Source organism: Pullulanibacillus sp. KACC 23026 (genome assembly GCF_029094525.1).
In the GTDB taxonomy this organism is placed as follows: Bacteria; Bacillota; Bacilli; order Bacillales; family Sporolactobacillaceae; genus KACC-23026.
This window is the reverse complement of sequence record NZ_CP119107.1, coordinates 3,331,503-3,343,999: the sequence shown is the minus strand read 5'-3', so window position 1 is coordinate 3,343,999 and position 12,497 is coordinate 3,331,503. Positions and strand designations below refer to the sequence as shown.

The following is a 12,497-nucleotide window of genomic DNA, read 5'->3' as shown; positions in this document are numbered from 1 at the left end:
AGGAGCAGGATTGAAATCGATTAAACACGTTTTTATTGCTTTAACTCTTGTGTTTACAATGGCGTTAACTGCTTGCGGAACATCCACCAATAATAATTCGAGTACGAGCGGCGGCGGTTCTTCCAATAATATGAAGAACTTTAAAGTCGGAATGGTGACGGATATTGGTGGCGTCAACGATAAATCCTTCAACCAATCAGCATGGGAAGGGCTGCAGCGATTCGGTAAAGATATGAAATTAACTCAAGGGACTCAATATAAATACCTCCAGTCTACGAGTTCACAGGATTACGAGACGAATCTCAATGCTTTAGTCCATACTAACTATAACTTGGTCTTTGGAATTGGTTACTTAATGGCGGATGCCATAAAAGATGTGGCCACTGCAAATCCCAAGGCACATCTTGCTATCGTCGATTCAGCGGTAGATGCCAAAAATGTTGCAAGTATTTCTTTCAAAGAAGAACAGGGCTCCTTCCTAGTTGGTGTTGTAGCGGGCCTTACGACGAAAACGAATAAAATTGGCTTTGTTGGCGGTGTTCAATCCGCGCTAATTAAAAAATTTGAAGATGGCTTTACTGCTGGGGTTAAAACCGTAAACCCAAATGCCACCGTTATGAGTCAATATGCCGGGAGCTTTGCCGCTGCTGATAAAGGGCAAACCATTGCTTCCTCTTTCTATAGCCAAGGAGCAGATGTGATCTATACGGCAGCGGGTCAGACTGGGAACGGTGTCTTCACAGAGGCCAAAACACGTAAGAAGAATGGGCAAAATGTATGGGTAATCGGAGTGGACCGCGATCAATATGATCAGGGATTACCGGAGAACGTCACACTGACTTCAATGGTTAAACGGGTTGATAATGCCGTCTATAAAGTTTCCCAAATGGAAATGAACGGAAAATTTCCTGGAGGACAAACGTTGGAATTCGGATTAAAAGAGGACGGAGTCGGCCTTGCCCCTACTACCAAAAATATTTCAAATGATGTACTCACTAAAGAAAAAGATTATGAAAAACAAATTATTAGCGGAAAGATTAAAGTGCCCCAAACAGATAAAGCATTAACCACCTATTTAGCCAGCTTAAAATAGTAAGTTAAAACCTAACAGGCGGGCAAAGGGAATCCCTTTGCTCGTTAGTTGCAGAAAGGGGGCTAAATCATGGATGCTGTCATTGAGATGAATCACATTCGGAAAACTTTTCCAGGCATTGTTGCCAATGACGATATAACCTTGCAAGTAAAAAAGGGAGAGATTCATGCTCTTCTTGGTGAGAACGGGGCCGGAAAATCAACTCTTATGAATATCCTGTTCGGCCTCTATCAGCCTGATTCCGGTGAGATACGGGTGAAGGGGCAGGTGGTCAATATGACTGATCCGAATGTTGCCACCCGATTAGGGATTGGTATGGTTCATCAACACTTTATGCTCATTGATTCGTTTACGGTTGCTGAGAATATTGTGTTAGGCAGTGAGTCGAGAAAAGGTCTAGCCATCGATCTTAAGAAAGCAGAGAAACAAGTAAAGGAATTATCGGATCAATATGGATTAAACGTGGATCCTAAAGCCCTAGTTAGAGATATCTCAGTGGGAATGGGTCAGCGTGTCGAAATACTTAAGACACTCTACCGTGGGACGGACATCCTTATTTTCGATGAGCCAACAGCGGTTCTGACGCCGCAAGAAATACGAGAATTGATAGGTATCATGAAACGGTTAGTTCAAGAAGGAAAATCAATTATATTAATTACACATAAGCTCAAAGAAATTATGGAAGTGGCCGACAAATGTACGGTCATACGCCGCGGTAAGGGGATCGGAACGGTTAATGTTAGAGAAAGCAACCCGAATGAATTGGCGAGCATGATGGTTGGACGAGACATAACCTTTCAAGTCAATCAGGAACCGTATCAGCCTAAAGGAACGATTCTTGAGATTAAGGAATTAGTGGTATCGGACTCAAGAAAAGTAAGAGCAGTTGATCATCTCTCTTTAGAGGTGAAGGCTGGCGAAATATTAGGCATTGCGGGTGTCGATGGAAACGGACAGCGTGAATTGATTGAGGCCATAACAGGTCTTAGAAAAGTGGATTCAGGAGACGTTATTATAAAAGGGAAACAGGTAACCGCCCAACAGGTTAGAAAAATTACCGAAGCCGGGGTTGGACACATACCTGAAGACCGGCACAAACATGGTCTTGTTCTTAATTTTTCAATCGGGGATAATATGTCCTTGCAAAGCTATTATCACCCTCCTTTTTCTAGAGGGGGCATTTTAAACTTTGACGCGATCAAAAAACATGCTGATCAATTAATCAACGAATTTGATGTAAGGACCCCGAGTGTTCAGACTCTTGCCAGAGCGTTATCCGGAGGAAATCAACAAAAAGCGATTATTGCCAGGGAAATCACCAGGGATCCCGACTTGTTAATTGCGGTTCAACCGACGCGGGGATTGGATGTCGGGGCGATTGAATTCATTCATGGCCGTCTTATTGAACAACGAAAGCGGGGAAAGGCAGTCCTCCTAGTGTCCTTTGAACTGGAGGAGATCATGAATTTAAGTGATCGAATCGCGGTTATCTACGAAGGTCAAATTATCGATACGGTCAAACCGAGTGAAACGAATGAAGATGAACTCGGTTTATTAATGGCCGGTAAGAAAAGGCAGGAGGTGTAAGGCATGGGAGGCTTAGCTAGTAAAGATCGATTCAATCGATTTGCAACTCCAGTTGCGGCCGTTCTCTTAGGATTAATAGCAGGCGGAATCATTATGTTAATAAGCGGCTTTAATCCGTTTACCGCTTATGGAGCGATGCTGCAAATGGTCTTTTTAAACCCGTATTATTTTGGGGAAACGATTGTTTCAATGATCCCTCTCGTCTTAACAGGACTTTCTGTCGCTTTTGCGTTTCGAACAGGACTATTTAATATTGGCGTTGAAGGTCAATTATTAGTCGGTTGGCTGACAGCGTGTGCTCTTGGCGTGGAATTTGCCCATCTTCCCAAAGTCATCTTGATCCCTTTTTGCATTATTGGGTCTGCTGTTACGGGTGGGATATGGGGGTATATTCCTGGCTTTTTAAAAGCACGGTTCCATGTTCATGAAGTGATTACGACGATTATGATGAATTATATAGCGCTTTATACGACCAATGCGATTATTCGCCGCTTTTTATATGTCTCAGGAGAGCACACACCTGAAGTCCCAACTTCTGCCTCGCTGTCTTCTCCGTTTTTATCAAATCTGACACAAGGCTCACGTTTGAACTGGGGATTTGTGGTGGCAGTAATTGGTGCCTTATTAATGTGGTTTCTACTTTGGCGGACGACTAAAGGCTTTGAGGTAAGGGCTGTCGGTTTTAATCCGCATGCGTCTCGTTATGCAGGAATGAATGTTGAAAGGAATATGAGTTTTTCTTTTGGTGTATCGGGAGCCTATGGCGGGGTGGCGGGCGCTATGATTGGTCTTGGCGTTTACCATTATATGACCATTAATGCCGATTTTACGGGATTAGGTTTTAATGGGATTGCGGTGGCCTTGTTAGGGATGAATACTTCTCTTGGCGTGGTGCTAGGAGCTTTATTATTTGCGGTTCTGCAAACCGGTCAGGTCAGCATGCAGTCAATGGGCATCCCAACTGATTTAATTCAAATCATTATGAGCTTAATTATCTTTTTTGTCGCTTCGAGTTATTTAATTGAAATAATTGGCACGAAGCTTAAAAGGGGGAAGAAACCTTATGACGTTAATGGAAATTCTTAAGATAGTCATTCCTAGTGCGCTTCTATCAGCAACACCTCTTATTTTCACAGCCTTAGGCGGCATTTTTTCAGAACGCTCTGGTATTGTCAATATTGGTCTTGAAGGTCTCATGATTGTCGGTGCGTTTATCGGTGCGGTAGGGACTTTATTTTTCCAGCATTTAGGTCTAGGTGATGGTTCCCCTTGGTTATCTATTCTAGTGGCGGCGGTCATCGGTGCTTTATTTTCGTTGTTACATGCCCTTGCGAGTATTACGCTGAGAGCCGATCAAACCATTAGCGGGGTCGCGATTAACTTCTTAGCGCTTGGGCTTTGTGTCTTTCTTGTTAAACAACTATACCAAGGGAGCGGTCAAACACCGTTTATAGATAATCAAATTTATAAGATCAATATTCCGCTTCTTTCACATATCCCCATCCTTGGACCGCTCCTTTTTTCGAATGTGACCTATACCTCTTATATTGCCATCATCATGGCTTTTGTGGTTTGGTATATCTTGTTTAAAACGCCTTTTGGGCTTCGGTTACGTTCTGTTGGTGAGCATCCGGCAGCTGCCGACACATTAGGCATTCATGTGTCGCGTATGCGTTACTTAGGCGTTGCCTTAAGCGGTGCTTTTGGCGGAATTGGCGGAGCCGTTTATGTGGTAACCATCGCCACTAATTTTGGTCCGACTACTATTTCAGGACAAGGCTTTCTTGCTCTAGCGGCGATGATTTTTGGGAAATGGAACCCGATTGGCGCACTTGGCGCAGCGCTTTTCTTTGGCTTTGCCCAATCACTAAGCATTACGGGTCAGTCTATTCCGCTATTAAAAGCGATCCCTAATGTCTATCTTTTAATTGCGCCTTATGTCTTAACCATACTTGCTTTAACGGGCTTTGTCGGTCGCGCTGAGGCACCGAAGGCAGTAGGTATACCCTATATAAAAGGAAATCGATAAGGGACAGTTTCGGGATTGAAGAAAATGTTGGTTTTATAACCATAATTGGGTAAAATGAAAATGACTGAAAGACCGAGGAGGATCATTATGGATCATCTGAAAGTGAAAGAGACGACGCATCAGGTTAACGGACTGACGCTTCATACTATTCAAACGACCAAATTTAAGACGGTCACTTATTATTTCCAATTTCGCTCCCCAATTAAGCGGGAAACGGTAACCCAGAGAGCCCTTTTATCAGGAATGTTGAAATCGGCGACTCAAAAATCCCCAACGATCAAACAGCTTAATCAGCGGCTTGACGATTTATATGGAGCGACTTTTTCCTCCCATGTTCAAAAGAAGGGCAATGATCATATTCTTTCTATTTATGTTCATGGTGTCAATGACCGTTATTTATCGAATAATGAATCGGTTGCCTCACAGAGCCTGGCCTTATTAGCAGAAGCCATTTTGCAGCCTTTAATTGAAGGAAATGCCTTCAATAAGGAGCTCTTGAATCAAGAGAAAAGGTCCCTGAAGAGCCGAATTGAGGCTTTATATGATGACAAAATGCGCTTTGCTAGCCAGCGGTTGATTGATGAAATGTGTGAAGGCGAGCCGTTTTCCATTCATACAAATGGCTATATAGAAGATCTCGAGCAAATCACACCAGAATCCCTTTTTGAAGCGTATCAGACGATGCTTAAAGAAGACGAAATGGATCTTTATATTGTCGGTGATGTGACACTTAAGGAGATGTTGGCTTCTGTTCAGAACCATTTCACCTTTGATCGGGAAGCGCCTTTATATCGTTCATTTCAGCCTGAACGTCAGGCGGCCGGAGAACCTAAAGTGGTGAAAGAGAGTCAGGACGTTGAACAAGGCAAGCTTAATATTGGATATCGAACCAACATTGTTTTTGGCGACCCGGATTATTACGCCTCACAAGTATTTAATGGTTTATTCGGCGGCTTTCCTCACTCAAAACTCTTTATGAACGTGCGTGAAAAAGCAAGTTTGGCTTATTACGCCACTTCAAGAACAGAGAGTTTTAAAGGGCTATTAATTGTCATGTCAGGAATTGAGTTTAAGAACTATGAACAAGCAACAGCGATTATTGCCGAACAACTGGAAAAAATGCGCCAAGGTGACTTTACGGAGCTCGAAATGAAGCAGACGAAAGCCCTTCTTATTAATGCGGTCTTAGAGGGGTTAGACAATCCTTTTTCGATGATCGATTTATTATATAATCGTGTCTTGGTGAAAGAGGCTCAATCCTTGGAAACTTATGCGGACGAAATAGAAAAAGTAACGAAGGAAGAGATCATTCAAGTCGCGAATAAAGTCCAACAAGATACGATCTACTTTTTGCATGGAAAGGAGGCGGAGTAAGTGGAACAGAAGCATTTTGAACAGCTTGATGAAAGGGTGTTTCAGACAAGACTTGATAACGGACTTACGGTTTGCGTCGTTCCTAAGCCGGAGTTTAATAAAACCTTTGCCACTTTTACGACGAATTACGGGTCGATCGACAACCGTTTCATTCCTTTGAATAAAAATGATTGGATAACTGTTCCAGACGGCATCGCTCACTTTTTAGAGCACAAGATGTTTGAAAAGCCTGGAGGCGGTGATGTCTTTCAAGATTTCAGCTCTCAAGGCGCACAGACCAATGCCTTTACTTCTTTTACAAGGACGGCTTACCTCTTCTCAAGTACGTCGAATGTGGAGGTGAATCTTCAGACGCTTCTAGATATGGTTCAGACGCCTGGCTTTACCGATCAGACCGTTGAGAAGGAAAAAGGGATCATTGGACAAGAAATTCAGATGTATAACGACAATGCGGATTGGCGTGTTTATTTTGGTTTAATTGAAAACATGTATGAAAAACATCCTGTTAAAGTGGATATTGCGGGGACCATTGAGTCGATTTCAAAAATTACAACCGAGACTTTAATGGAGTGTTATCAGACCTTTTATCATCCGAGCAATATGATGTTTTTTGTCGTGGGACCAGTTGATCCGGAGCGAGTCATCCAGGTAATTGAAGAAAATCAGAAAGCCAAAGATTACACGGACAAACAACCGGTTGAAAGAGACTATCCGACTGAAAAGGGCCATGTTGCAAAACCAAAGTCAGTTCTCAAAATGGCGGTTAATACGTCTAAACTTATGGTGGGCTATAAAGAAGGACGATTGCATCGTAACGGTAAAGAGATGCAGCGCCACGAGTTATCGGTTTCCTTACTGCTTGAACTCATGTTCGGTAAAGGGACGGACCGCTATCAAGCCTTAATTAATGAAGATTTGATTGACGATTCTTTTTCTTTTGATTATACGGAAGAGAAGGAGTTTGGTTTTTCGGCAATGGGCGGCAACACTAAAGACCCTGACCGCTTAGCCAAGCGTCTCTTTGATATGGTAGAAGAATTTAAGGGAGAGTCGATCGATGCGACAGCCTTTGAACGGGCCCGCAAGAAAAAAATTGGCTCTTTGTTAAAATCCTTAAATTCCCCTGAGTATATTGCCAATCAATTTACGCGTTATTGGTTTAACGATATGAATTTATTCGATACTGTACCTATTCTTGAAGCTTTGACAATCGAGAATCTGGAACAGGTGATGAATGAACATTTTGTTCGTGAAGCCTTTACAAGCTGTCAAGTTGTACCAAAGTAAGGAGTCTACAATGAAGGTTGGATTAATAACAGGGGCAAGCGGGGCGATCGGTAACGCGATCGCCTTAGAACTTGCTAAAGAAGGGTATTCTCTATTCTTGCATTATAATTCGAATGAACCCTCGTGCTTGGGGCTGGCTAATCGTCTTTTAAAGGCTTATCCAGAGCAATTTTTTAAGCCTATAAAAGCGAATTTTTTTATTCGGCAGGAGGTCAATCAATTTCTTGATGGGTTACCCCATAATCAAATTGAACTTCTTGTACATAACAGCGGTCATAGTCTTTTGAAACTTTTTCAAGATGTTGAGGAAGACGAGCTTGACCAAATGATCGTCCATCATATGAAGGTTCCTTTTCGTGTGACACAAGCGCTTGTCCCTCATATGATTAAAGAAAAATGCGGTCAAATCATTTTTATTTCTTCTATTTGGGGGCAGACAGGAGCCTCTATGGAAGTGGCCTATTCGATGGTGAAAGGCGCGCAGATCAGTCTGACGAAGGCTTTAGCTAAGGAGCTTGCGCCAAGCGGGGTAACGGTGAATGCAATTGCCCCAGGTGCTGTAGAAACACCCATGATGGCTGCCTTTGATAAGTTAGAGAAAGAAGCGCTCATCGAAGAAATTCCATTGGGACGTTTAGCCAACCCTAGTGAGGTGGCGGGTCTTGTCCGTTACTTGTGTCAGCCTGAAGCAAGCTATATGACCGGTCAGGTACTCGCAATTAATGGCGGCTGGTATTGTTAATTCACTTAAGGCTTGGTGACTTCTCTCATGCATATTTTGCAGGTGAACAGACATCCTATTGATGTATCATCCAAAAAGGAGGAGTCAGCATGTCTATTTTACAAAATTGGGATACGTGGAAAAATTTTCTTGGTGACAAATTGAATGACGCACAAGACAAAGGGATTGGACAGGAAACCATTAGCAATTTTGCGACTCAAATTGGTGGCTATCTTGCTGAACATGTTGACCCTAAGAATGAACAAGAACGTGTTCTCTCCGATTTGTGGAGTGTTGCGAGCCCAGAAGAACAGCATGCTATTGCCAATATAATGGTGAAGCTTGTTCAAAACAACGGAATGCATCAATAATAAAAAATCTTTGAAGAGGGATGTCTGATTCGGCATCCCTTTTCTATCCATTATAAAATCCTCTATTCTCCTTGAATCCTTACATAATTTGTTATACATTAATACTGTCACACTTTATTGGGATCGATCATACGGACTGAGGCAGATTTGACGAGTACGGGATTACGAGGAGTAAGATGGCACGCATTCGAATCTGAGATATGGGGTTTTATAATGGAGAACAAGAAAGAATGGTATCTAGAGTACGAAATACATAGAAATCGGCCAGGACTTTTGGGAGACGTTGCTTCTTTGTTCGGTATGCTCGGTATCAATATTGTCACAATTAATGGCGTCGATAACTCTCGACGCGGTATGCTCCTCGTCACAGAAGGCAGTACTCAGATGGAACAACTTTTTGAGATTGTTAAGACAATGGACAATATTGTCGTTACTAAGCTTAGAGAACCTAAATTAAGCGATCGTCTTGCAGTCCGACACGGTCGTTATTTAGAGCGCGATGCCGATGATAAGAAGACATTTCGATTTATACGGGATGAAATAGGGCTGCTTGTTGATTTTATGGCGGAGCTTTATAAAAAAGATGGTCATAAGCTAATAGGGATACGCGGGTTGCCCAGGGTTGGGAAGACGGAATCGATTATTGCATCTAGTGTGTGTGCCAATAAACGATGGGTATTCATTTCATCCACCCTGCTTCGCCAGACGATTCGTTCTCAGCTCGCTGAAGATGAATTTTCAGATGATCATGTCTTCATTATTGACGGTGTTGTCTCAACTCGCCGGGCAACAGAAAAGCATTGGGAGCTTCTGAGACAGGTCATGCGAATGCCGGTGACCAAAGTGGTCGAACATCCTGATATTTTTTGCCAAGGTACGGAATATACTCTCGATGACTTTGACTACATTATTGAACTGCGAAATCATCCTGATGAAGAAATTACATATGAAGTGGTGGAGGCAGATTCTTTTAACAATGACTTTAACTAATAATTGGGCAGGTGTTTTCCATTGAGTGAACTCGGTTTAGCATTAAGGGAAGCACGGGAAACCATGGAACTAACGCTAGACGACTTGCAAGAAAAGACAAAAATACAAAAGCGCTATCTCCTTGCCATTGAAGAAGGTGAGTATAATCGCCTCCCGGGCCAATTTTATACGCGCGCTTTTATCAAAAGCTATGCTGAAGCGGTGGGATTAGATCCGAATGAGTTATTTGAAACGTACCCTTCAGAAGTCCCACGGTCTGGGTCAGAGATAGAAACCCTTCCGCCGAGAAATGCGCGGGAGACGATTCGTGTCACTTCTAGTCACAATCTGACAAAGAATGTTCAATATTTGGTCATGGCCATAGTGGGTCTCGCGATTGCGATTGGGATCTATGTCTTGGCTCAGCATTTGGTCAGTGGAAATGACTCCAGTGCACAAAGTCCATCCAATGATACGTCTTATAAGAAGGCTGAAAATCTAGGGAATGGGACCAAAGCATCCAAGCCATCAAATTCTGACAAAGCGTCATCTACTCAATCAACAGCCAATACGGATTCTAGTAAATCTGACAACAGTGCGGCAAAGACTAAGGAGAAAGATACGAATGCTGCCGCTAAGCAGAAGATCGAATTAACGTCATCTCAAGGAAGCTATTATACGTATACGTTAAGCGGGGCTGACAAGTTTGTGTTGGATGTGACAGCGACTAATCAATATAGCTGGCTTGGGGTTAATGATACCTCTTCGACAGGCAAAAGTTATTTTGCTGACTCTATTTATGCGGATACAGATGGTAAGACCAAGAGTTTTCATCAAGACTTCAGCAGTTTGAAACAAGTGTTTTTAAAAGTTGGTAACGTGGATAATGTTAAGATAACGATTAATGGCGAAACTTTGGACGTTCCAAAGGATCCCGTTTTTCAGCATATTACGATTGTATATAAGAAGTAATGTTGACAGTGAGGTGTCTTATGGGTCTGACTCCCTCGTTTTACTTGCATTTAGACCAAGTCTTTTTTTGAAACAACGTCTAAGTGCGGGAAACTTGAGGGGATCTGGCCCTTTGTTTTTACTGGGCGGCATTAAAGAAATAGATCTATTAAAAGTTGATTGGAGGGGTTTAGATGAATATCGCGAATCAATTAACGGTACTTCGAATGGTTCTCATTCCGGTTTTTTTAATTTTATTATTAGTGCCGATGGGGCATGCCGAGTTAATGGTTGGGGATGCTCAGTTTACCGTTGCCCGATTAATTGCAGCCATCGTGTTTATTGTAGCTTCATTGACCGACTTCTTAGACGGCTATTTAGCAAGACGCCTTCATCTTGTTTCGAATTTTGGGAAATTCATGGATCCACTTGCTGATAAACTGCTGACCATGGCCGCTTTTGTCGCATTGGTTGGTCTTCGCGAAATGCCGTCATGGATGGTTATTGTTATTCTAGCGCGTGAGTTTGCGATCACTGGTTTTCGATTGGTCGCGGTTGAACAAGGGCAAGTGATTGCCGCAAGTCCGATTGCCAAGTGGAAAACAACGTTTCAAATGCTTGCTCTCATTCTTTATCTTTTGAATAATATTCCATTTGGGACGAACGGTTTTCCTCTCGCCTACATTTGCCTTTGGGTGGCCGTGATTTTAACCATCCTATCTGGCTGGGATTATTTTGCTAAAAATAAACATGTTCTAAGAAACTCAAACTTGAAATAACAGCAGGACTTTTAACCGTAAGTGTGAAATTAGTTTAAGTGGGAAGATTTTGGGACAATCATTTTTATGGGAGGCTATTATGAACGCTGAAATCATCGCTGTCGGAACCGAATTGTTGCTTGGACAAATCGCCAACACAAACGCTCAATTTATTTCACAGGAATGCGCTGAAATTGGGATCAATGTCTTTTATCATACGGTCGTTGGGGATAATCCTGAACGACTAAAAAATACGATAAAAACAGCTGAATCACGTTCGGACTGCCTGATATTCACAGGTGGATTAGGGCCAACAAAAGATGATCTGACAAAAGAGACGCTTGCACAGTCTTTGGGAAGGTCATTAGTCATGGATGAGGACGCGCTTGAAAAAATCGAAGCTTACTTTAAAAAAACGGGGCGAACGATGACGGAGAACAATCGTCGCCAAGCGATTGTTTTGGAGGGGGCACAAGTGCTTCCTAACAATCATGGCATGGCGCCAGGAATGATTCTTGAAGGAGAATCCACTCGTTATATCTTAATGCCTGGACCGCCATCGGAAATGAAGCCCATGTTTATGGAAAGTGTAAAGCCTTATCTTCTGTCATTGCAAGGAGAGCGGATTCACTCAAGAGTGTTAAGATTTTTTGGGATCGGTGAATCACAGCTTGAGACAGAGCTAATGGACTTGATTGATGGGCAAACCAATCCGACGATTGCACCGTATGCAAAAGAGGGCGAGGTTACCCTGAGACTCTCCGCTCGAACAAATGATACCGAAAAAGCAAACGAGATGCTGGATGAAATCGAAGCAAAAATTTTAGAGCGCGTCGGTTCATTTTTGTATGGGTATGGAGAAGAAAACTCCCATGCAGCCGTGGTCTTTGATCTTTTAAAGAGAAAAGGCTTAACGGTTGCTATGGCAGAAAGCCTAACTGGCGGTGCATTCTCACAAACTTTAACAGATTTTGCAGGCGCATCGGAAATAGTTAAAGGCGGCATTGTCTGTTACACGAATGAAGTAAAAGAGAACGTGCTCGGAGTACCTAAAGAAGTATTGGAAACAGATGGGGCAGTTAGCGCAACTTGCGCGAAGGAAATGGCTGAACGAATTCGACTCTTGACTGAAGCTGATATGGGAATCAGCTTCACAGGCGTGGCAGGGCCATCAGAAAGTGAAGGCAAACCTGTCGGGACCGTTTTTATTGGTCTATCAATGGCAGATAAAGAGACAAAAATCCTTTCCCTTCAACTATCGGGCTCGCGCACGGCGATTCGTAACCGGACGGTCAAACAGGGACTTGAACTCATTAGAAAAAGTCTCCAGTAAAAAAAAAAGCGAATAAATGTTCGC

General features: G+C 42.7%; 12 protein-coding genes. All 12 read left to right on the top strand.

Going from position 1 to position 12,497, the window contains the following annotated elements; all coding sequences use genetic code 11:
* Positions 1-10 precede the first annotated feature (10 nt).
* The 12 genes from PU629_RS15560 to PU629_RS15505 all read left to right on the top strand — a co-directional run bounded on the left by PU629_RS15560 (position 11) and on the right by PU629_RS15505 (position 12,473).
* Positions 11-1,093, top strand: a complete 1,083-nt coding sequence (locus PU629_RS15560; RefSeq protein ID WP_481900440.1) for a BMP family lipoprotein — start codon at positions 11-13, stop codon at positions 1,091-1,093.
* A 69-nt stretch (positions 1,094-1,162) separates the two neighbouring features.
* Positions 1,163-2,680 (top strand): ABC transporter ATP-binding protein, encoded by a 1,518-nt coding sequence (locus PU629_RS15555; protein ID WP_275280974.1) that lies wholly within the window; start codon positions 1,163-1,165, stop codon positions 2,678-2,680.
* A 3-nt stretch (positions 2,681-2,683) separates the two neighbouring features.
* Positions 2,684-3,766, top strand: coding sequence for an ABC transporter permease (locus PU629_RS15550; protein WP_275280973.1), 1,083 nt, complete (start codon positions 2,684-2,686; stop codon positions 3,764-3,766).
* Positions 3,744-4,709 (top strand): ABC transporter permease, encoded by a 966-nt coding sequence (locus PU629_RS15545; RefSeq protein ID WP_275280972.1) that lies wholly within the window; start codon positions 3,744-3,746, stop codon positions 4,707-4,709. The genes PU629_RS15550 and PU629_RS15545 overlap by 23 nt, the downstream gene beginning before the upstream one ends.
* An 87-nt stretch (positions 4,710-4,796) precedes the next feature.
* Positions 4,797-6,083, top strand: coding sequence for an EF-P 5-aminopentanol modification-associated protein YfmF (yfmF, locus tag PU629_RS15540; protein WP_275280971.1), 1,287 nt, complete (start codon positions 4,797-4,799; stop codon positions 6,081-6,083).
* Positions 6,084-7,370, top strand: a complete 1,287-nt coding sequence (yfmH, locus tag PU629_RS15535; RefSeq protein WP_275280970.1) for an EF-P 5-aminopentanol modification-associated protein YfmH — start codon at positions 6,084-6,086, stop codon at positions 7,368-7,370.
* Between the two features lie 10 nt (positions 7,371-7,380).
* Positions 7,381-8,112: an elongation factor P 5-aminopentanone reductase gene (ymfI, locus tag PU629_RS15530; protein WP_275280969.1), complete on the top strand. Its 732-nt coding sequence runs from the start codon at positions 7,381-7,383 to the stop codon at positions 8,110-8,112.
* 89 nt (positions 8,113-8,201) lie between these two features.
* Positions 8,202-8,462: a DUF3243 domain-containing protein gene (locus PU629_RS15525; RefSeq protein ID WP_275280968.1), complete on the top strand. Its 261-nt coding sequence runs from the start codon at positions 8,202-8,204 to the stop codon at positions 8,460-8,462.
* A gap of 213 nt (positions 8,463-8,675) precedes the next feature.
* A complete protein-coding gene (locus PU629_RS15520) occupies positions 8,676-9,452 on the top strand; it encodes a DUF3388 domain-containing protein (protein ID WP_275280967.1) in 777 nt (258 codons plus the stop codon).
* A gap of 21 nt (positions 9,453-9,473) precedes the next feature.
* On the top strand, positions 9,474-10,403 hold the full coding sequence (locus tag PU629_RS15515) for a helix-turn-helix domain-containing protein (protein WP_275280966.1): 930 nt from the start codon (positions 9,474-9,476) through the stop codon (positions 10,401-10,403).
* Positions 10,404-10,576: 173 nt separating this feature from the next.
* Positions 10,577-11,161 carry a CDP-diacylglycerol--glycerol-3-phosphate 3-phosphatidyltransferase gene (gene pgsA / locus PU629_RS15510; protein ID WP_275280965.1) on the top strand — a complete coding sequence of 195 codons (585 nt, stop codon included), beginning with the start codon at positions 10,577-10,579 and terminating at the stop codon, positions 11,159-11,161.
* A 79-nt stretch (positions 11,162-11,240) separates the two neighbouring features.
* Positions 11,241-12,473 (top strand): competence/damage-inducible protein A, encoded by a 1,233-nt coding sequence (locus tag PU629_RS15505; protein ID WP_275280964.1) that lies wholly within the window; start codon positions 11,241-11,243, stop codon positions 12,471-12,473.
* Positions 12,474-12,497: the final 24 nt, after the last annotated feature.